This window comes from Stackebrandtia sp. (assembly GCF_035643755.1).
Classification (GTDB): Bacteria; Actinomycetota; Actinomycetes; order Mycobacteriales; family Micromonosporaceae; genus Stackebrandtia.
In genome coordinates this window covers 1-20462 of the sequence record NZ_DASQPW010000148.1, presented here as the reverse complement: position 1 = coordinate 20462, position 20462 = coordinate 1, and the positions used below count along the sequence as shown (strand labels likewise).

The following is a 20462-nucleotide window of genomic DNA, read 5'->3' as shown; positions in this document are numbered from 1 at the left end:
TTCACGACTCCAGATAACGCAACACCGCCACCACCCGACGCGAGTAGGTCGCCGAGTCGTTCAGGCCGAGCTTGGCGAAGATCGACCTGACGTGCTTCTCCACGGCGCTTTCCGATACGTGAGATTGCGCGGCGATGGCGGCGTTGGTGTGTCCCGATGCCATGGCGCTCAACACCTCGCGTTCCCTGGCGGTGAGCGTGGACAGTGGATCGGCGTGGCTGGTGCGAGCCACCAGGCGTCGTACCACCTCGGGGTCGAAGGCGCTGCCGCCGGTGGCGACCCGACGCAGGGCGTCGAGGAAGTCCTCGACCTGGGCGACTCGGTCCTTCAAGAGGTAGCCCACGCCCGCGACGCTCGACTCCATCAGCCGTACCGCCAGGCGCCGCTCGACGTACTGGGACAGCACCAGAACGCCGACGGTCGGATGGGTGGCGCGGATGTCGAGGGCGGCGCTCAGTCCCTCGTCGGTGTGGGTCGGCGGCATGCGGACGTCGACGACCACCACGTCGGGGTTCAGCGCGGAGACCGCGGACAGCAGTTGCTCGGCGTCGCCGAAGGAGCCCACCACCTGGTGGCCCTCGTCGGCCAGCAGGTGGGCCAGGCCCTCGCGCAGCAGGGTGGAATCCTCGGCCAGGATCACGCGCATGGCAGCTCCACGGTGATGACGGTGGGGCCTCCAGCGGGACTGTGCAGCGCGAAGTCGCCGTCGTGCGCCGCGACGCGACGTTCCAGACCCGACAGTCCCGGGCCCATGGTGGCGCCGCCGACTCCGTTGTCGCTCACCCGAAGCCGTACGCCGTGCGAGACGCGCCCGATGTGAACGGATATGGCGGACGCGCCAGAGTGTTTGGCGGCGTTGGTGATCGCCTCGCTGACCACGAAGTACGCGGCGGTGCGCACCGGCGACGGCAGGGCCGCGCCGACGTCGCAGGCCAGCGTCACGGGGATCGGGGAGCGCTCGGCCACCGACTCCAGCGCGGCGTCCAGGCCCGCCTCGTCCAGGGCGGCGGGGTACACCCGCCAGCTCACCTCGCGCAGCTCGTCCAGCGCGGCCTGGGCCTCGTCCTGGGCGCGGGCCAACAGCTCGGGGCGGTCGCCGCGGCGGGCGCGGCCGATCAGCATGGCCAGAGCGACCATCCGCTGCTGCACGCCGTCGTGCAGGTCGCGTTCGATGCGGCGGCGCTCGTCGTCGACGGCGGCCACCGCCGCCGCGCGGCTCGCCGACAGCCGCTCGATCCGTCCCGATAGGACCTCGGCGCGGCTTGGCCCCAGCAGCCGGGCCGCCAGCCGCCCCTCCAGGGCCGCCACCGACCGCAGCCCCTGAAACGCCAGGAAGCCCAGCACCAGCGACAGCCCCGCCAGGTACGTCACGATCAGCGCCGTGGGACGCATGCCGTCGACGGGCAGCCCCCGCGACCACAGCACCAGCGCGCCGATCACCGTGACGGCGCCGAAGACCAGCATCGCCTCCACCGCCCCGCCCAGCAGGCCCGTGCCGACGCGCGCCGACAGGTACGCCAGCGGGCGCCGATAGGTGAATGTGGACGTTTCCTGACCCAGCAGGCGCCCCAGCCTCCAGCCGTGCAGCCGCGCCAGCTCGCGCGCGGCCGGGGCCTTCGCCCGGGTCCGCCGACCCACCGTGGCCACGGCGATCAGCCCGCAGACCAGCAGGAACGGGATCTCCACGAACAGCGTCACCGCGCCCAGCGCCACCCCCGCGAGCACCCAGATCCAGCGCCCCAGGAATCGTCGGGCGCGGCTCACCGCAGTTGGGCAGGCGGTCGCCGCCCCGGCAACAGCGCCAGCGCCGCCAATCCGATCACGCCCACCGACAGGCCCGCCTGGGCCGCCAGCGGCATCACCGGTTCCGTGGACTCGGACTTTCCGCTCTTGTCGTGGTCGGAGCCGTGTCCGCCGCCGCTCGGTTTGTCGGAGGACGAGGGGGAGTCCTTCGACGGCGTCGGCGTCGGGTGGTACGGGGGATCGGGGGAGTTGTTGGTCGATCCTCCATCATCGACAAGCCGCAGACTCGGCTCGGCTGAGGAGTTATCGTCCACAATCGCGGGAATCGCCAGACTCGCGATCACCAAGGCGCCCACCGTAATCCGCGCCGCGGCCGCCACTCGCGCCGTCATTCGGCGTGGCGACCGAGGCGCGTGCTGCTTAGCGTGCGCGCTCCCCCTCACGCCTATGATGTTAGCCATTGATGATCGTCGCAGTCGACATGTATCTCGATTCGGTCTGCCGGGTGTTTTCGACTTTTCGTAGAACCACTGGCATACTTCCGAAGCTATGAACGTCCTTCGGCTGATATTCCTCTTCGCGCACCTGCTCGGATTCGCCATGCTTTTCGGAGGCTGGCTGACCGCCTACCTTAGTCGCCGACTCGTCATGAACCCCGCGATGTTGGCGGGCACCGCCACCCAAATCGTCAGCGGTCTGATCCTGGCGGCGCCCTGGCCCCGCGATCACGACCTCAACATGGTCAAGATCGGCATCAAGCTGGTCCTCGGCCTGGCCCTGGCGGTCATGGTGTGGGTGCCGCACCTGCGCAAGCGCGAGACCGTCGCGTCCGGACACTTCATCGGCATCGGCGCCCTGACCGTTGTCACCGCCGGCATCGCGGTCTTGTGGACCTGACGAAGCGGCGGCGCTCCACAACTCGACCACAAGGCGGCGCGGACGAATCACAGGTTCGTAACAACGCACTACAACTTGGCGTCGTTGCTACCGAATCGACTTAAGCCGTACTAACCTGCCTGGCGTACTCGCCGCGGATTAGCGGTGCCCATTTGAAAAAGGAGTAAGGCTCTTGCGCAGCATGCGTGCCACACGAGTCGCCGCGATTGGGATCATCGGGACCGTGGCGCTCGTCGCCGCGGCCTGTGGCGAAGCGCCCAAGGGCGCCGACGCGGTGAAGAAGGACTTCAAGGGGTGCATGGTCACCGATGTCGGGGGCATCGATGACAAGTCGTTCAACACGTCCGCATGGGCGGGGATGAAGGACGCGGAGAAGAAACAACCGCACATCGAGGTGGACTACAAGTCGTCCGCGTCCTCCAAGGACTACGAGCCGAACCTGAAGGCGTACCTGAAGAACGATTGCGACGTGATCGTGGCCGTGGGTGGCCTGATGTTCAACGCGCTCCAGAAGGTCGCGAAGGACAACCCCGACCAGCAGTTCGCCATCGTCGACGCCAACATGTCGATGGCCAAGAACGTCGAGTCCATGGAGTTCAACACCGCCGAGCCGTCCTTCCTGGCCGGTTACACGGCGGCGGCCAGCTCGAAGTCGGGCAAGGTCGCCACCTTCGGCGGACAAAAGATCGACCCCGTGACCATTTACATGGACGGCTTCGCCCAGGGCGTCGACTACTACAACAAGGCCAAGCACAAGAACGTCAAGCTGCTGGGCTGGGACGCCAAGAGCCAGAAGGGCGCCTTCACCGGCGACTTCCAGGACGCCACCGGCGGCAAGAAGCAGGCCGAGACCTTCGTGTCCCAGGGCGCCGACGTCATCTTCCCGGTCGCCGGCCAGGCCGGCGTCGGTGGACTGTCGGTCACCCAGGACAAGGCCAACAAGGGCAAGGTCAAGGCGATCTGGGTCGACGTCGACGGCTGCAAGAGCGCCAAGAAGTACTGTGACGACTTCCTGACCACCTCCGAGAAGCACATCGCCGACGCGGTGAGCAACGTGCTGATCAACGCCCGCGACAACAAGGGCAAGGTCACCAACACCCGCACCGTCGGGACCCTGGACAACAAGGGTGTCGGCCTGGCCGCCTTCGGCGACGGCGTCGACTCCAAGGTTCAGGACGAGGTCAACAAGCTGAAGCAGGACATCATCGACGGCAAGATCAAGATCACGTCGAAGGCCCAGCCCGAACCGGTGAAGTAACACCGATCCGCGATACGACGTCACAGTCTCGCGCCCGACCCCCCACGCGGGGTCGGGCGCGAGCGGCGACGATCGCCCACCGGCGCAAAGGAGCGCGAAGCTGAGACTCGAACTGCGTGGTCTGACCAAGAGGTTCGGAAGCCTGGTCGCCAACGACCACATTGACCTGACTGTGGAGCCCGGCGAGATCCACGCCCTGCTGGGCGAGAACGGCGCCGGCAAGTCGACGCTGATGAACATGCTGTACGGCATGCTGTCGCCCGACTCCGGCGAGATCGTCATCGACGACGTCGCGCACAAGTTCACCTCCCCGGGCGATGCGCTGGCCGCCGGGCTCGGCATGGTGCACCAGCATTTCATGCTGGTGCCGGTGCTGTCGGTGGCCGACAACGTGATCCTGGGCCGCGAGACCACCTCCGCGCTGGGCTTCCTGAACCACAACGCCGCCCGCAAGGCGGTGCGCGAGATCTCCGAGCGCTACGGCCTGGACGTCGACCCCGACGCCATTATCGAGGACCTGCCGGTGGGGGTGCAGCAGCGTGTCGAGATCCTCAAGGCCCTGCTGTCGGACTGCGATCTGCTGATCCTGGACGAACCCACCGCGGTGTTGACTCCACAGGAGATCGACGAGCTGCTGGACATCATGCGCGGGCTGCGCGACGACGGCAAGTCCATCGTGTTCATCAGCCACAAGCTCAAAGAGGTCAAGGCGATCGCCGACCGCATCACCGTCGTCCGGCTGGGCAAGGTGGTGGGCCAGGCGGCCCCCGACGCGTCCGAGAACGAACTCGCCTCCATGATGGTGGGCCGCGACGTGCGGCTCACCGTGGACAAGGAGCCCGCCCAACCCGGTGAACCGGCACTGGAGATCGAAGACCTGACCGTTGTCGACGAGCGCGGAGCCCACGCCGTCGACGGGCTCAGCCTGACGGTCAATTCCGGAGAGATAGTCGGCGTGGCGGGAGTACAGGGCAACGGCCAGACCGAGCTGGCCGAGGCCATCATGTCGCTGACGCCCACCCTGGGTGGAACCATCCGGGTGGGCGGCAGCGACACCTCCCACGACACCACCAGCCACGTCATCGAGTCCGGGGTCGGCTACATCCCCGAGGACCGCAGCGTGGACGGCCTGGTGCGGGAGTTCACGGTCGCCGAGAACCTGATCCTCAACCGCTACAACCGGGCCCCGTACGCCAGCCACGGGATGCTGGACGCGTACAGGATCGCGCGCAGCGCCCGCGAGAACATCGCGACCTTCGACGTGCGCACCCCGTCGGAGAACACGCCCGCCGGGTCGCTGTCGGGCGGCAACCAGCAGAAGGTGATCGTGGCGCGGGAGTTCTCCCGCCCGCTGAAGCTGCTGATCGCCGCCCAGCCCACCCGCGGCGTGGACGTGGGCGCCATGGAGTTCATCCACTCGCGCATCGTCTCCGAGCGCGACAACGGCGCGGGCGTGCTGCTGATCTCGTCCGAATTGGACGAGGTCCTGTCGCTGTCCGACCGGGTCGCGGTGATCCACGACGGCAAGATCATCGCCGAGGTCTCGCCCGACACCCCGCGCGACGCGATCGGCCGCCTGATGGCCGGCGTGCGCCCCGACGACGAGACCAACGAGGAGGTGGCCGGTGACTGACGAAGAACGCGCCCCCGAAACGGAGGAGCCCGCTTCGGCGACGCCGCCAGACACCAAGCCGGAGCCCCGCCCCGGCATCGTGCCGCGCTTCGCCCGTTACCTGGTGACCGCGAACAACGTCATGGTCACGGTGTACGCGCTCGTCCTGTCCATGGTGGTCGGTGGCATCCTCATCATCCTCACCAATGAGGAGGTCCGCAAGACCTTCACCTACTTCTTCGCCAAGCCCACCGACGCGCTGAGCGCCTCGTGGGACACGGTGGCCAGCGCCTACACCGGCTTGTTCCGGGCGTCCATAGTCGACCCCGAAGACATATCGAAGTGGTTGAGCGGCAACGAATCCCTCACCGACGTGCTGTACCCGCTGTCGGAGACCCTCACCTACGCCGCGCCGCTGATCCTGGCCGGTCTGGCCGTGGGCCTGGCGTTTCGCGCCGGGCTGTTCAACATCGGCGCCGAGGGCCAGGTGATGGTGGGGGCGGTCGCCGCGGGCATCGTCGGATTCCAGGTGCACGCGCCCTTCCTGCTGCACATCGTGCTGGTGCTGGCCGCCGGCATGATCGCGGGCGGGATATACGGCGCCATCCCCGGAATCCTGAAGGCCCGCACCGGGGCGCACGAGGTCATCACCTCGATCATGCTCAACTACGTGGCCATCAACTTCCTGTCCTGGATCCTCAACCTGGGATGGGTCAAGGACCCCAAGCAGCCCGAACAGTCCTACGCCGTGGACGGCAACGCCCGCATGTGGACGATCATGGGCTCCGACAACCGGGCCAACATCGGCATCATCGTCGCGGTGGCCGCCGCGCTGGGCGTGTGGTGGCTGCTGTCGCGGTCGACCGCGGGCTACCGGATGCGGGCCGTCGGCCTCAACCCGGAGGCCTCGCGCACCGCGGGCATGTCGGTGCCGAAGACGTTCATGATGACCATGGCGACCGCGGGCGTGCTGGCCGGTCTGGCCGGCGCCCTGGCCGTGGCCGGGTCCGGCGCGCCGTACGCGCTGAGCCGCGACGTCAGCGCCAACATGGGCTTCGACGGCATCACGGTGGCCCTGCTGGGCCGCGCCAAGCCGGGCGGCATCATCGCCGCCGGTTTCCTGTTCGGCGCCCTGCGCGCCGGTTCCAGCCAGATGCAGGACCTGGTGCCCATCGAGATGGTGATCGTGCTTCAGGCCGTCATCGTCATCTTCATCGCCGCGCCCGCGCTGGTCAAGGCCCTGCTGCGGCTGCGCGAGCCCGCCGGCGGGCTGTCCATCTCCGAGGCGAAGGGCTGGTGACGACATGACGACCGTGGCCGTGGCCGAGAAGGCCGAATCCACCGAGCTGCACGGATTCTTCACCCGCTCCCGCAAGGTCGGGCTGCTCCTCGTCGTGGTCGGCCTGGCCGTCACCGCCGGGCTCGGCTTCGGCGTGCTGGGATCCAGCTCCAAGGCCGAGTTCAAGCTCGACATGACCGCGCCGAACGCCGCCGACATCAACCTGCCCGCGCAGGGCATGGTGATCGGGCTCGGCGTCGTCGCCGTGATCACCGGTGTGGTGCTGTTCCTGTCGATCAACCCGCGCCTGTTCGCGTGGCTCACCGGCCTGAGCGTCACCACGACCGTGCTGGCGCTGCTGGTGTGGGCGGTGTCGGTGGCGCACACCGAGTTGCCCGTCGAATCGGCGCTGTCGCTGTCCATTGTGGCCGCACTTCCGCTGATCTACGGCTCGCTGGCCGGCGTGGTGTGCGAGCGCTCCGGCGTCATCAACGTCGGCATCGAGGGCCAGCTGCTGGCGGGCGCCTTCACCGGCGCCTTCGTCGGCACCACCACCCACAGCCCGTGGATCGGCATGATCGCCGCGGCCCTGTCGGGTGCCGTGGTGACCTTCCTGCTGGCGGCCCTGGCGATCCGCTTCCTGATGGACCAGGTGGTGCTGGGCGTGCTGCTCAACCTGCTGGTCCTGGGCATCACCGGCGTCGTCTTCGACACCCTGATGCAGCCCCACGCCTCCAGCTTCAACGACCCGGCCGCCGCGCCCCGCTGGACGATCCCCGGCCTGGCCGACATCCCGGTCATCGGCCCGGCGATCTTCCGGCAGAACGTCTTCGTGTACGCCGCGATCGTCCTGGTGGTCGCCGTGTGGCTGCTGCTGTTCAAGACCCGCTGGGGCCTGCGCACCCGCTCGGTGGGCGAGCACCCCGCCGCCGCCGACTCCGTCGGCATCAAGGTCAACGTGCTGCGCTTCCGCAACGTGGTGCTGGCGGGCCTGATCTCGGGCTTCGGCGGCGCCCTGTTCACCATCGGCTCCGACCTGGGCTTCTCCAAGAACATGACGGTCGGCAAGGGCTTCATCGCCCTGGCCGTGCTGATCGTGGGACGCTGGAATCCCTTGGGCGCCTTGGCGGGCGCGCTGCTGTTCGGCTTCGCTGACTACATGCAGGGCTTCTTGTCCAGCGTGGAGGGTGGCTTCCCGGTGCCGTCCGAGTTCATCAAGATGCTGCCCTACGTGGTGACGATCATCGCTGTGGCGGGGCTCATCGGACGGGTACGGGCTCCCGCCGCCGACGGCAAGCCGTACATAAAGTCTTAGTTGTGGACAACTCTGTGGATGACGAGGCGTGGAAGCGCCTCCGTGAGGCCGCCATCGACGCCGCCGCCCGCGCCTACGTGCCGTACTCGCAGTACCCGGTGGGCGCGGCGGCGCTGGTCGACGACGGGCGGATCGTGGCCGGCTGCAACGTCGAGAACGCCTCCTACGGCCTGACGCTGTGCGCCGAGTGCGGCCTGGTGTCGCGGCTGTGCGAGACCGGCGGCGGGCGCCTGATCGCGATGGCCTGCGTGGACGGCAAGGGGGAGCCGCTGACGCCGTGCGGGCGCTGCCGCCAGCTGCTGCACGAGCACGGCGGCCCCGACTGCCTGATCGACTCCGACGGCGGACCCGTCCGGCTGGAGACCCTGCTGCCGGGCGCCTTCGGCCCCGGCCACCTCGAAGCCTAAGGGGCATCATGATTTCCGCGGTGGATGTCATCCGCACCAAGCGCGACGGCGGGGAGCTGTCGCGTGCCCAGATCGACTGGGTGATCGACGCGTACACGAAGGGCGAGGTCGCCGACGAGCAGATGTCGGCGCTGGCCATGGCGATCCTGCTGAACGGGGCCGCCGACCGCGAGGTCGCCGACTGGACCGCGGCCATGATCGCCTCGGGCGAGCGGCTCGACCTGTCGGACGTCGGGCGGCCCACGGTGGACAAGCACTCCACGGGCGGGGTGGGCGACAAGATCACGCTTCCCTTGGCGCCCTTGGTGGCCAGCTTCGGCGTGGCGGTGCCGCAGCTGTCGGGGCGCGGGCTGGGGCACACCGGCGGGACGCTCGACAAGCTGGAGTCGATACCCGGCTGGCGGGCCAACCTGTCCAATCAGGAGTTCATCGCGCGACTGTCGGACCCGGGCTGCGTGGTGTGCGCCGCGGGCGACGACCTGGCCCCCGCCGACCGCAAGCTGTACGCCCTGCGCGACGTCACCGGCACCGTGGAGTCGATCCCGCTGATCGCCTCGTCCATCATGTCCAAGAAGATCGCCGAGGGCACCGAGTCCCTGGTGCTGGACGTCAAGGTCGGTTCGGGCGCGTTCATGAAGAACCCCGACGACGCGCGCCAGCTGGCGTCCACGATGGTGCGTCTGGGCGCCGCCCACGGCGTCCGCTGCACGGCGTTTTTGACCGACATGGACACCCCGCTGGGCCGCACCGCGGGCAACGCCCTGGAGGTCGCCGAGTCGCTCGAGGTGCTGGCCGGGGGAGGACCCTCCGACGTGGTCGAACTGACCGTCACCCTGGCCCGCGAGATGCTTTCCCTTGCGGGGCAACCCGACGCCGACCCGTCCGCCGCCCTTGCCGACGGCCGCGCCATGGACACCTGGCGCGCCATGATCGCCGCGCAGGGCGGCGACCCCGACGCCAAGCTCCCGGCGGCCCCCGAGACCGAGGAGGTCTGCGCCGAGACCGACGGCGTGATCACCCGGCTCGACGCCATGTCCGTCGGCCTGGCCGCCTGGAGGCTCGGGGCGGGCCGCGCCCGCAAGTCCGACCCGGTGTCGGCCGCCGCGGGCGTGGAAATCCTTGCCACGGTGGGTGACCGGGTGAATGCGGGACAGCCGTTGCTGCGCCTGCACGCCGACGACGCGTCCACCTTCGAGGCCGCCCGGGCGAGCCTGGAGGACGCCTGGGACATCGGTTCCACCGCACCGGATCGGCGCCTGATTCTCGACACCATCAGGTGACGCTGCGTGCGGTGCTCCACATCACACAGTCCGAGAAGTCTTGCCCGATAAGGCTTTTATGAATTACCCATAAGTACGAGGGTGAAATCTGGACTTTTCCATGTGATGGCCATTACTTTCATGTAGTGGCTCGGCGGTAGAGTGCTTCAAAGCCACGCGAGACGACAGGCGAGGCCCTCTGGTGACATCATTGCTGTTCGATCCTCGGCACATTCGTACTCGCACCTGCGACGGTTTGACTCAACTCGGCGTACCGGTGCGGCCCGACTACCTGCCCCTGATCTTCGCGCCCGGAGAAGACGTCGCGCTGCGCCCGATGCGGGACATCGAGTCGCGCGCCGCGATCCTGAATGTGGTGCAGGCCAGGGTCTTCGACATGCCGCCCCAGGCGGCGATGCGCTGGCTGCTGGACGCCCACGTGCTGGAGGCGCTCACCTCCGACGAGTGGCAGTTCATCGCCACGGGCCGCGGCGATGCTCGCCGCTACTCCGAACAGCTCGAGTCACTGTACACATTGGCCTGGATGCTGGGTCTGGTCCCGCACCTCGACCCGTCCGAGTACTGCAGCGACTCCCTGCCCACCCTCATGCCCGACCTGCGCACGGGAGAGGCGTTCGACAAGTGGAAGGGCCGTACGCTTCCGTCCTGCCGCGACGCCGTCGAGGTCGCCGAGATGCTCGACCTCTACTGCTGCCTCGACTGGCTCTACACCGACGCCCGCCAACGCGGCGGCGGCCCGCCCGGCCCCCACGACGAATCCCTGATCTGGCACCGCCGCTGGGCCCTGGAGTGGGTCGTCGTCCTCTCGGGCCCCGGCCGCGCCGGCGTCACGCCCTGGGATCAAGTCCGCCTCTAATGCGTAATCTGTCGGGATGGCTCTGAGTATCCAAGACATTCGGCAGGCACCCAAGGCGCTGCTGCACGACCACCTCGACGGCGGGCTGCGCCCGGCCACCGTCGCCGAACTCGCCGACCCGATCGGCCACAAACTGCCCACACAGGACGTAACCGCGCTCGGCAAGTGGTTCACCGACGCCGCCGACTCCGGTTCCCTGGAACGCTATCTGGAGACCTTCGCCCACACCGTCGCCGTCATGCAGACCCCCGAGTCCCTGCACCGCGTCGCCTACGAGTGCGCCCAGGACCTCGCCGACGACGGCGTCGTCTACGCCGAGGTCCGCTTCGCCCCCGAGCAGCACACCGAGGGCGGCCTCGCCCTGGACGCCGTGGTCGAGGCGGTCCTGTCGGGCTTCGCCGACGGCAGCCGCGACGCCGCCGCCGACGGCCACCCGATCCGCGTCGGCACCCTGCTCACCGCGATGCGCCACGCCGCCCGCTCCATGGAGATCGCCGAGCAGGCGGTGCGCTACCGCGACAGCGGCGTGGTCGGCTTCGACATCGCGGGAGCCGAGGCGGGCTTCCCGCCCACCCGCCACCTCGACGCGTTCGAGTACCTGCAGCGCGAGAACTGCCGCTTCACCATCCACGCGGGCGAGGGCTTCGGTCTCCCCTCCATCTGGCAGGCCATCCAGTGGTGCGGCGCCCACCGCCTCGGCCACGGCGTGCGCATCGTCGACGACATCGAGCGCGACGACGACGGCCGCGCGACCCTGGGCCGCCTCGCCGACTACGTCCGCGACACCCGCGTCCCGCTCGAGCTGTGCCCGTCGTCCAACCTCCAGACGGGCGCGGCCACCTCGATCGCCGAACACCCCATCGGCCTGCTCACCGAGCTGCGCTTCCGCGCCACGGTCAACACCGACAACCGCCTGATGAGCGGCACCAGCCTGTCGCGCGAGATGGCGCTGCTGTCGGACGCGTTCGGGTACGGCTGGGAGGACCTGCGCTGGTTCACCATCAACGCGATGAAGAGCGCCTTCATCCACTTCGAGGAGCGGCTGGCGATCATCAACGACGTGATCAAGCCCGCGTACGCGAAGCTGATCAGCGGTTGATCGTGTACTGACTGCACGATTAATCGTGTAGTGACTGCACGATTAATCGAGCAGTGATGTTGCGGTCAGACGCGTCAGACTCGCCAACGCGAAGCTGGTCGTGGAATGAGCTTCGGCAGATCAACCACGGACCCAGCGGCAGATCAACCACGCTAGCCATTTGAACTGCTAATATATTGATGTGACTGAAGTGAGTGAGCTGTTTTCAAGAAAGGTTTCGCGCCAGGTCGAAGAAGCCTTGGAAGACACGCGCGTTGTCGTGATCAATGGTGCTCGCCAGACGGGCAAGAGCACACTCGCTCAATCGTTCGCGGCCCAGCATTCCAACAGCTCGGCGTCCTATCTGGATAGCAGTGCCGTGCGGGCCTCCGCCACGTCCGACCCCATGGGATTCGTTCGACGCGACGGGTTGACCATCATCGATGAGGTCCAACGGGTGCCCGACTTGATCCTCGCGATCAAGCACTGCGTGGACATGAACCAACGGCCTGGGCAATTCCTGCTCACCGCCTCGGCGCGTCTATGGGAGCTGCCCGATCTGCCCGATTCGCTGATCGGGCGATCCGAAACCATTGAACTGTTTCCCTTGGCGCAAGGAGAAATCGATGGAGCTCCCGAAGGGTTCGTGTCCGCAGCCATCCGAGACGGAGTTGGGATTTCCGTCGAGGAGTCGACCGATACCAAACGCAACTACATCGAACGTGCGCTGCGCGGGGGTTTTCCCGAGGCCGTACGACGCGAACGCCCACAGCGCCGCACCAGGTTTTTTGAGTCTTACGTCGCGGACCTGATCAAGCGTGACGTGAGCCAGCTCAGCGATATCGAGCGCCCAGCCGATCTGCGGCGACTGATCGAAGCCTTGGCCGCCATGATGTCGGGACAATTGGTGCCAGGGCGACTCGCGAACGACCTTGGACTGCCCGCCACGACGGTCAAGCGCTATATCGACCTGTTGGAACTCTTGTATGTAGTCAAGAGGGTGCCCGCCTGGTCCTCCAACCTGACGACTCGGGCGGTGTCGACGCCGAAACTGCTGTTCACCGACAGCGGGTTGGCTGGCAGCTTGGCGGGCTGGACGCTCGGTTCTGCGAGCAATGTTGTCGCGCCAGTCGGACCGCTCATCGAGAACTTCGTTCTCGGCGAGATCGCACGGCAGTTGCCGTTGCTCGAACACCACGTGGAGATGTATCACTTCCGTGACCGCGATGGAGTCGAGGTCGACGCATTGCTCGAAGGCCCCTGGGGCACGATCGTCGGCATCGAGGTGAAGGCAGCAGAGACAGTGCGCGCCGAGGACTTTCGCGGCCTCCGCCATATCGCGGACAGGTTGGGCGATCGGTTTCTCGCGGGGTTCGTCATGTACACGGGCCAACAGAAACTTCCGTTCGGAGAGAAACTCGCCGCCGTCCCGATTTCCGCGATCTGGCGTACCGCCGCCGACTGATCAACTTCTTCAGGATTTCTTCACCTCCACCGTCGATTCCCGGCGAGGCTGTTCGTGTAGAGGGTGACAACAGCCAAAACGGCTTCCGAAAGGATCGACATCATGAAGCAGTACATGCTCGCCATGCACCAGCCCGTCGGGGAGATCCCGCCGCCCGAGGTGCTCGGGCCCGTCATGGCCGAGCTCGGGAAGATCGCCGCCGAGCTTCAGGCCCAGGGGAAGTGGGTGTTCGGCAACGGGCTGCACCAGCCCGACGCGTCCACCGTGGTGCGGGTCAAGGACGGCAAGACCGTCGTGACCGACGGGCCCTACGTCGAGAGCAAGGAATTCCTCGGCGGGGTCACCATCATCAAGGCCGCCGACCTGGACGAGGCGCTGGAGTGGGCGCGGCGCACCGCCGAGGCGGTGGCGGGGCTGGCCGTCGAGGTGCGGCCGTTCCAGGGCGAGGCCGAGTGACGGGCGACGGCACGCCCGACTTCGCGCGCGTGTTTCGCGCCGAGTCGGGGCGTGCCGTGGCGGTGCTCGTGCGGGCGTTCGGGGACATCGACCTGGCCGAGGAGTCGGTGCAGGACGCGTTCGCCGAGGCCGTGAAGCGGTGGCCCGAGAAGGGAATGCCGCCCAGCCCCGCGGGGTGGATCATCACCACCGCGCGGAATCGGGCCATCGATCGGCTGCGGCGGGAGTCGGGGCGCGACGACAAGCAGACGCAGGCGGCGCGGCTGCTGGTGCCCGAGGAGCCCGGAGAGGAGGGGCCCGTGAGCGACGATCGACTGCGACTGATCTTCACCTGCTGCCACCCCGCGTTGGCGATGCCCGCGCGGGTGGCGCTCACGCTGCGACTGCTCGGTGGTTTGTCTACTGCGGACATCGCGCGGGCGTTCCTGAGCACCGAGACCACGATGGCGCAGCGGCTGGTGCGGGCCAAGGCGAAGATCCGCGACGCCGGGATCCCGTATCGGGTACCGCGCGAGCCCGACCTGCCCGAGCGGCTGCGCGGGGTGCTGGCGGTGCTGTACCTGATCTTCAACGAGGGACACACCGCCTCCAGCGGGGACGGGCTGATCCGCGCCGAGCTGTGCGACGAGGCGATCCGGCTGACGCGCCTGTTGACCGCGCTGATGCCCGACGAGCCCGAGGCGTGGGGGCTGCTGGCGTTGCTGCTGCTGTCGCACTCGCGGCGGGACGCCCGCGTCGACGCCGACGGCGAGCTGGTGCTCCTGGCCGACCAGGATCGGTCCGCCTGGGACCGCGAACTGATCGCCGAGGGGCAGGGGCTGGTGCGGCAATGCCTGCGCCGCGACACCCCCGGGCCTTACCAGATCCAGGCCGCCATCAACGCCGTCCACAGTGATGCCGAGACCGCCGCCGACACCGACTGGGGACAGATCCTCGCCCTGTACGACCAGCTGATGGCGATCGCGCCCACCCCCGTGGTCGCCCTGCATCGGGCCGTGGCGGTGGCCCAGGTCGACGGGCCCGCCGCCGCGCTGTCGCTTGTGGATGAGCTGGACCTGGGCGGCTACCACCCCTTCCACGTGGTGCGCGCCGACCTGTTGCGCCGCCTGAGCCGCGCCCCCGACGCCGACGCCGAGTACCGCCGCGCCGCCGAACTCACCGACAACGCCCCCGAACGCCGCTTCCTGCTGCGCCAACTCACAGACGCGCCCCCGTCACGCGGGTAACCTGCGGTAACGGGAATCGCTTCGGGGAGGCGCCTCATGTCCGTGACCGCTGTGGAACGTCCGAGCGCACCGCCGGTGCTCACCAAGGGGCGGCGCAACGTCGTCTTCATCACGATCATGCTCGGCATGCTGATGGCGGCGCTGGATCAGACCATTGTGGCCACCGCGCTGCCCACCATCGTCGCCGACCTCGGCGGCGCCGGACACATGGCGTGGGTGGTGACGGCGTACCTGTTGGCCGAGACCGTGTCGACCGCCGTGGTCGGCAAGTTCGGCGACATGTTCGGACGCAAGATCGTCTTCCAGCTGGCCGCGATCATCTTCGTCGCGGGGTCCATCCTGTCCGGCTTCGCCAACGACATGACGTTCCTGATCGCCGCCCGCGCCGTCCAGGGCCTGGGCGCCGGCGGGCTCATGGTCACCGCGATGGCGCTGATCGCCGACGTGATCCCGCTGCGCGACCGGGGCAAGTACCAGGGGGCCATGGGCGCGGTCTTCGGCGTCACCACCGTCGTCGGCCCCACCCTGGGCGGGCTGTTCACCGACCACCTGTCCTGGCGCTGGTGCTTCTACGTCAACGTGCCCGTCGCCGTGGTCATGGTGGCGCTGGCCGCGTACACGATCCCCGCCGTGCGGTCCGCCGTCAGGCCCGTCATCGACTACATCGGACTGGTCTTCGTGGCGGCGGGAACCTCGTGCCTCATCCTGGCCCTGGAATGGGGCGGCGACGAGTACGACTGGGACTCGGCCACGATCATCGGCATGTTCGCGGGATCGGCGGTGCTGCTGGCCCTGTTCGTCCTGGTGGAGCTCAAGGCGGCCGAGCCCATCCTTCCCATGGGCCTGTTTCGCAACCCGGTCTTCACCGTCAGCTCGATCCTGAGCTTCATCGTCGGCTTCGCGATGCTGGGCGCCATGACCTACCTGCCCACCTATCTGCAGTATGTGGACGGAGCCAGCGCCACCATCTCCGGGCTGCGCACCCTGCCGATGGTGGTGGGGCTGTTGACCACGTCCATGCTGTCGGGCACGGTGGTCAGCCGCACCGGAAAGTACAAGGCGTTCCCGATCCTCGGCACCGCCGTGATGGCCGTGGGCCTGTACCTGATGTCCACCATGGGGCGCACCACCGGGATCTGGCTGGAATCGCTCTACATGCTGATCCTCGGGCTGGGCATCGGCCTGGCCATGCAGGTGCTCACCATCGCGGTGCAAAACACCGTGCCCTACCACGAGATGGGCGCCGCCACCTCGGGTGTCACCTTCTTCCGCACCCTGGGCAGCTCGTTCGGCACCGCGATCTTCGGGACGCTGTTCTCCAATCAGCTCACCCCCAACCTGGCCAAGGCCTTCGCCCGGTCCCCGGGCGTCGACCCGAGGGCGGTGTCCAGTCCCCAGGCGCTGCACAAGCTTCCCGACGCCAGCATCGTCCACATTGTCGACGCCTACGCCGACACCATCGACTACGTGTTCCGCTGGGTGGTCCCGGTGGCGGTGGTGGGCTTTGTGGTGGCGTGGTTCCTCAAACAGGTGAAGCTGCGGGACTCGGCGCGCGCCGGGGCCTCCGACATGGGGGAGGGCTTCGCCACGCCCGACTCCTCCGACAGCGACAAGCAGCTGGGGCGGGCGGTGGCGAACCTGATGCGGCGCGAGCAGCCGCACGTGGGCCGCCAGATCCTGGCCGACTCGGGCACCGACCTGGAGGTGGCGCAGGCGTGGGCGCTGGGTCAGGTGTACGTGCGCGCCAAGGTGCTCGACGAGGTGACGATGCCGCAGATCGCCCACTCCCACCGGATGCCGCCGGAGGTGCTGCTTCCGGTGTTCGACGACGCCGCCCGCGCCGGATACCTCAATGTGGAGGGTTGGCGGTTGTCGGTGACCGAGCGGGGCCGCGACGAGTGGGGCAAGGTCGCCCACACCTGGCGGCACTGGCTGGACGACCACCTGGAGGACTGGGACGTCACCGACCCGGTGGACCGGGCCGCCCTGGACCGGGCGCTGACGGCGATGGCGGAGCGCATCGCCGAGGAGGAGCGCGGCGGGGAGTTCAATGTGGCCGACGGGTTCGGCAAACCCGCCCTGCCTCGGGCGTCCTGACGCGGCAACGCGCACCTGCCGGTGACGGTGGGGAAGGCGTCCGTCCCGACAGATGCGCGAAGGGGTTCAGCGCCGGGCCGGAGGTTCTTCGAAGCCGTTGAATTCCGCGCTGGTCTCCCAGTCGCGTTCACGTTGGCGGGGCAGCGGGTGCGGGCGGTCGGCGAGGCGCGCGGCCAGCATCGGGCGGCCGCGTTCGGTCAGCCGCGGGTCGGCCGCTTCGTCGGGTTTGGTGTCGGAGTCCCAGAAGGACGAGGCGGGCGCGCCGACCAGTGCGGGCGTCGGTTCCTCGACGACCGCGGGGGCGGGCTCGGCCTCCACGGGCTTGTCGTCCTTTTCGCCGAGCACGCCGACGATCAGTCCGATCAGGACGGCGGTGGCCAGCACCAGGATGGGGATCAGCAGCAGCAGCGGGTCCACGCCCGGCACGCTGTTGACGTCGGTGCGCAGCGTCACCGAGATCGAGAACATCCCGGTGTAGTGCATGCCGCACACCGCGATCGCCATGATGACGGAGGCGGCGACCAGCGAGCCGCGGCCCCTTACCCAGGTGGTGAAGAACAGCGCCACGGTGGCCGCGACCAGGGCGATGGCCACCGAGGCGCCGACCCATACGAGGTCGTAGTGGATGGAGCCGGGGATGTTGACCGCGGCCATGCCGGTGTAGTGCATCACCACGACGCCCAGCCCGGTCAGCGGGCCGCCGATGGCGATCTTGGCGATGGAGGGCTTCCCCTGCCCGACCACGAAGAGTCCAAATGCCACAGACACGATGGACATGACGAGGCTGAGCGCGGTGATGCCGAGGTCGTACTTGACGTTGTTGCCCTTGACGGTGAAGCCGATCATCGCGATGAAGTGCATCATCCAGATGCCGGTGCCGCCGATGGCCAGGGACGCGAAGGTAAGCCAGCGCACCCTGGCCCGTCCACTGGGGAGGTTGCGTGCAAGAACCATGCAGGTCAGTCCGAGGAACGAGCCCGCGAGGGCGAACCCGAACCCCATGAGTGGATTGACCCAGCCGTAAGCGAAGTGCGAGTGTGTCACGTCGTTTCCTTTTGGCAGACCGGGGTCAGCCGGTCGGTTGCGGTAAGGGAGCGTGTGCGGTCGCGTGCCGTGCGCGACGAAGCGAAGTCTTAACAATGCCGGGAAATGCCGCGACAGTGTCGCACAGCCGGTCCGCCGTTGTCAGCAGAGCTTTGTCATGAAATGCGGCAATAGAAACAAATGCCGGAATTAAATTCGTCGAAAGAACCCTTTAACGTCTTCCCGGTGACGAATCGGTCAATCACGCTGGTGCCCACAGTGTTCCGTCTGAACGGATGGCGGCATGCCATTCGTCCGGTTTGGATATCCACGGATAGGTCCGAAATGTGAGATTTATTGGCAGTCAAACCTCGCGAATTGCCCGAAATATTCGATGGCCAGCCACTTCGCGCATACCTGCCCTTCCATTTTCCGCGTTGGCGTGATGGAATCGCTGAGGTCGTTGCCGATTTCGGGCCGACCGAGGTATGCATGGTGCCGGTACGTCAGTAACCGGTATCTCGACACAAGCCCCCCGGGAGGGTTCCTAACGGTGAGCACGCCCAGCACGACGGAGGCGTCGACTGCCCCGCCGCGGCGCCGCTTTGGCCTACCCCGCCTCGCGGACATCCGCATCCGCTCCAAATTGGGGCTGATCCTCCTCGTGCCTGTCCTGGCCCTGATCGGCGTGGCGAGCATTCGCCTCATCGACTCCAGCTCCAACGCCCTGGCCGCCGAGGACTCCGCACAGATCGCACAGTTCACCGCCGCCTCGTCGAAGCTGCTCGACTCCCTCCAGACCGAGCGTGCCCAGGCCGCGATCCAGCTCAACAAGAAGGAACTGCACCTTCCCAAGGACGAGGAGTCCGTCGGCAACTTCGTCAAGTCCCGCAAGGCGACGGACAAGTTGATGGTCGAGTTCCGGGCCGCCCGCTCCAACCTGGCCGACAACTCCGACAACCTGAAGCAGACCTTCGACGACATCGCCAAGATCATGGACAAGCGGGGCGACCTCTACAACGCCCGCAACCGGATCTCCGACGGCACCGCCGGCGCCGGCGACCTGAGCCCGTACAACGCCGTGGTCACCTGGCTGCAGAACATCTACGAGTACGCGGTCAACGCCACCGACGACAAGGTGCTGGCCCGCGACCTGCGCGCCATCCGGCTCATCTCGTCCGCCGACGAGGACTCCGAGCAGATGCGCATGATCATGCTGACGCTCCCCGACGGCGGCACCCTCGCCCCGGAGAAATACCGCACCTTCGTCAGCGAGGCCGCCGGGCGCACCGCCTCCCTGCTGGAGTTCGACCGGATCGTCTCCCCGGCCCAGAACCTGCCGGTCTACGAATCGGACGACGGCCTCGGCGGCGAGGGCGCCGACGCCCACGACGCCGGCGCCTTCGAGGACAGTGTCCTGAATGGAAGTCCCGAGACCAGCCTGCACGTCGACCACCAGCGCCTGATCGCGGCCTACAACGCCCGGCACCACGGCAGCCTCAGCTTCGTCAAGAACGTGCGCGACCAGGCCGTCGACGACGCCAACGACGCCCGCAACTCCGTGGTCCGACAGGTGCTCATCGAGATCGCGGTCGTCCTCATCACCCTGGTGGTGGCGGTGCTGTTGGCCCTGGTGATCGCCCGCTCCCTGGCGCTGAGCCTGCGGCGGCTGCGCGAGGGCGCCCTGGAGGTGGCGCACGTCGACCTGCCGCGCGCCGTGGCCTCGATGCGCGACAGCGGAACCCTCGGGCAACGCACCCCCGACCAGGTCGTCGCCGAGCTCGGCGACCCCCTGCAAATGGACAACCAGGACGAGGTCGGCACCGTGGCCGGCGCGTTCAACGCCATCCACCGCGAGGCCGTGCGCATCGCCGCCGAACAGGCCGCGCTGCGTTCCTCGGTGTCCAACATGTTCGTCAACCTGGCGCGCCGCTCCCAGAACCTGGTCGACCGGCTCATCGGTCACCTGGACCGCCTGGAGCGCGGCGAGGAGGACCCCGACCGACTGGGCGACCTGTTCCAGCTCGACCACCTGGCCACCCGGATGCGCCGCAACGACGAGAACCTCCTGGTGCTGGCCGGGGCCGACTCCACCCGCGTGGAGCGCAATCCGGCGCAGATCGGCGACGTGCTGCGCGCGTCCCAGTCCGAGGTGGACCAGTACACCCGGGTCGAGTTCGGCACCGTGCTGGCCGACTCCGAGGTGCAGGCCGGCGCCGTCAACGACATCGTCCACCTGGTCGCGGAGCTGCTGGACAACGCCACGTCCTTCTCCCCGCCCGACACCTCGGTGATCGCCGAGGCCCGCCAGGTCGACGAGGAGATCCTGGTGCGCATCACCGACCGCGGCGTCGGCATGAGCACCGAGAAGCTCAACGAGCTGAACCAGCAGATGGCCGATCCCGGCGACGCCGACGTCTCGGCGCCCCGGATGATGGGCCTGGTCGTGGTCGCGCGGCTGGCCCAGCGG

General features: G+C 68.0%; 17 protein-coding genes and 1 pseudogene. 14 read left to right on the top strand and 4 right to left on the bottom strand.

Translation table 11 applies throughout. From position 1 onward, the window contains the following. Position 1: 1 nt before the first annotated feature. Genes VE172_RS11325 through VE172_RS11315 form a run of 3 tightly spaced genes read right to left on the bottom strand, consistent with a single transcriptional unit; the run spans position 2 to position 2090 of the window. Positions 2 to 646, bottom strand: a complete 645-nt coding sequence (locus VE172_RS11325; protein WP_324801346.1) for a response regulator transcription factor — start codon at positions 644 to 646, stop codon at positions 2 to 4. After that, the gene (locus VE172_RS11320; protein ID WP_324801344.1) at positions 637 to 1764 is read right to left on the bottom strand and encodes a sensor histidine kinase; all 1128 of its coding nucleotides are present in this window, start codon (positions 1762 to 1764) and stop codon (positions 637 to 639) included. Before VE172_RS11320 ends, VE172_RS11325 begins: the two co-directional genes overlap by 10 nt. Next, positions 1761 to 2090 (bottom strand): hypothetical protein, encoded by a 330-nt coding sequence (locus VE172_RS11315; RefSeq protein ID WP_324801341.1) that lies wholly within the window; start codon positions 2088 to 2090, stop codon positions 1761 to 1763. Before VE172_RS11315 ends, VE172_RS11320 begins: the two co-directional genes overlap by 4 nt. A 202-nt stretch (positions 2091 to 2292) precedes the next feature. Between VE172_RS11315 and VE172_RS11310 the strand changes: the two genes are divergently transcribed. The 13 genes and pseudogenes from VE172_RS11310 (at position 2293) to VE172_RS11250 (ending at position 16969) form a co-directional block, all read left to right on the top strand. Then, positions 2293 to 2640, top strand: coding sequence for a hypothetical protein (locus VE172_RS11310; RefSeq protein ID WP_324801338.1), 348 nt, complete (start codon positions 2293 to 2295; stop codon positions 2638 to 2640). Positions 2641 to 2821: 181 nt separating this feature from the next. Continuing rightward, positions 2822 to 3898 (top strand): BMP family lipoprotein, encoded by a 1077-nt coding sequence (locus VE172_RS11305; protein WP_324801335.1) that lies wholly within the window; start codon positions 2822 to 2824, stop codon positions 3896 to 3898. 100 nt (positions 3899 to 3998) lie between these two features. Continuing rightward, the gene (locus VE172_RS11300) at positions 3999 to 5531 is read left to right on the top strand and encodes an ABC transporter ATP-binding protein (RefSeq protein WP_324801388.1); all 1533 of its coding nucleotides are present in this window, start codon (positions 3999 to 4001) and stop codon (positions 5529 to 5531) included. Further along, positions 5524 to 6810 carry an ABC transporter permease gene (locus VE172_RS11295; RefSeq protein ID WP_324801332.1) on the top strand — a complete coding sequence of 429 codons (1287 nt, stop codon included), beginning with the start codon at positions 5524 to 5526 and terminating at the stop codon, positions 6808 to 6810. Before VE172_RS11300 ends, VE172_RS11295 begins: the two co-directional genes overlap by 8 nt. A 4-nt stretch (positions 6811 to 6814) precedes the next feature. Continuing rightward, complete coding sequence (locus tag VE172_RS11290) at positions 6815 to 8104, top strand: ABC transporter permease (RefSeq protein ID WP_324801329.1); 1290 nt, start codon at positions 6815 to 6817, stop codon at positions 8102 to 8104. Positions 8105 to 8118: 14 nt separating this feature from the next. Next, a pseudogene (locus tag VE172_RS11285) lies at positions 8119 to 8508 on the top strand (cytidine deaminase); the annotation flags it as partial. Between the two features lie 11 nt (positions 8509 to 8519). Further along, on the top strand, positions 8520 to 9791 hold the full coding sequence (locus tag VE172_RS11280; RefSeq protein WP_324801326.1) for a thymidine phosphorylase: 1272 nt from the start codon (positions 8520 to 8522) through the stop codon (positions 9789 to 9791). Positions 9792 to 9972: 181 nt separating this feature from the next. Further along, the gene (locus tag VE172_RS11275; RefSeq protein WP_324801324.1) at positions 9973 to 10647 is read left to right on the top strand and encodes a DUF4272 domain-containing protein; all 675 of its coding nucleotides are present in this window, start codon (positions 9973 to 9975) and stop codon (positions 10645 to 10647) included. 16 nt (positions 10648 to 10663) lie between these two features. Beyond that, positions 10664 to 11746 (top strand): adenosine deaminase, encoded by a 1083-nt coding sequence (locus VE172_RS11270; RefSeq protein WP_324801321.1) that lies wholly within the window; start codon positions 10664 to 10666, stop codon positions 11744 to 11746. 181 nt (positions 11747 to 11927) lie between these two features. Continuing rightward, on the top strand, positions 11928 to 13190 hold the full coding sequence (locus VE172_RS11265) for an ATP-binding protein (RefSeq protein WP_324801318.1): 1263 nt from the start codon (positions 11928 to 11930) through the stop codon (positions 13188 to 13190). 102 nt (positions 13191 to 13292) lie between these two features. Continuing rightward, entirely contained in the window at positions 13293 to 13646 is a 354-nt protein-coding gene (locus tag VE172_RS11260; RefSeq protein ID WP_324801315.1) for a YciI family protein, read from the top strand. Beyond that, a complete protein-coding gene (locus VE172_RS11255; RefSeq protein WP_324801312.1) occupies positions 13643 to 14872 on the top strand; it encodes an RNA polymerase sigma factor in 1230 nt (409 codons plus the stop codon). Before VE172_RS11260 ends, VE172_RS11255 begins: the two co-directional genes overlap by 4 nt. Before the next feature lie 36 nt (positions 14873 to 14908). Further along, the gene (locus VE172_RS11250) at positions 14909 to 16969 is read left to right on the top strand and encodes an MDR family MFS transporter (protein ID WP_324801310.1); all 2061 of its coding nucleotides are present in this window, start codon (positions 14909 to 14911) and stop codon (positions 16967 to 16969) included. Between the two features lie 66 nt (positions 16970 to 17035). Here the strand turns inward: VE172_RS11250 and VE172_RS11245 are convergent, their stop codons facing one another. Next, positions 17036 to 18013, bottom strand: a complete 978-nt coding sequence (locus tag VE172_RS11245) for an MHYT domain-containing protein (protein WP_324801307.1) — start codon at positions 18011 to 18013, stop codon at positions 17036 to 17038. Positions 18014 to 18656: 643 nt separating this feature from the next. Here VE172_RS11245 and VE172_RS11240 point away from each other — a divergent pair. Next, positions 18657 to 20462 (top strand): sensor histidine kinase (locus VE172_RS11240; RefSeq protein ID WP_324801304.1); only part of this gene is annotated, 1806 nt, incomplete at its 3' end.

What these genes read in the sequence shown, in the direction of transcription:
- VE172_RS11250 (WP_324801310.1), top strand. Translation starts at nt 14,909, where the DNA reads ATGTCCGTGACCGCTGTGGAACGTCCGAGCGCACCGCCGGTGCTCACC.
- VE172_RS11325 (WP_324801346.1), bottom strand. Translation starts at nt 646, where the DNA reads ATGCGCGTGATCCTGGCCGAGGATTCCACCCTGCTGCGCGAGGGCCTG.
- VE172_RS11270 (WP_324801321.1), top strand. Translation starts at nt 10,664, where the DNA reads ATGGCTCTGAGTATCCAAGACATTCGGCAGGCACCCAAGGCGCTGCTG.
- VE172_RS11305 (WP_324801335.1), top strand. Translation starts at nt 2,822, where the DNA reads ATGCGTGCCACACGAGTCGCCGCGATTGGGATCATCGGGACCGTGGCG.
- VE172_RS11310 (WP_324801338.1), top strand. Translation starts at nt 2,293, where the DNA reads ATGAACGTCCTTCGGCTGATATTCCTCTTCGCGCACCTGCTCGGATTC.
- VE172_RS11280 (WP_324801326.1), top strand. Translation starts at nt 8,520, where the DNA reads ATGATTTCCGCGGTGGATGTCATCCGCACCAAGCGCGACGGCGGGGAG.
- VE172_RS11260 (WP_324801315.1), top strand. Translation starts at nt 13,293, where the DNA reads ATGAAGCAGTACATGCTCGCCATGCACCAGCCCGTCGGGGAGATCCCG.
- VE172_RS11290 (WP_324801329.1), top strand. Translation starts at nt 6,815, where the DNA reads ATGACGACCGTGGCCGTGGCCGAGAAGGCCGAATCCACCGAGCTGCAC.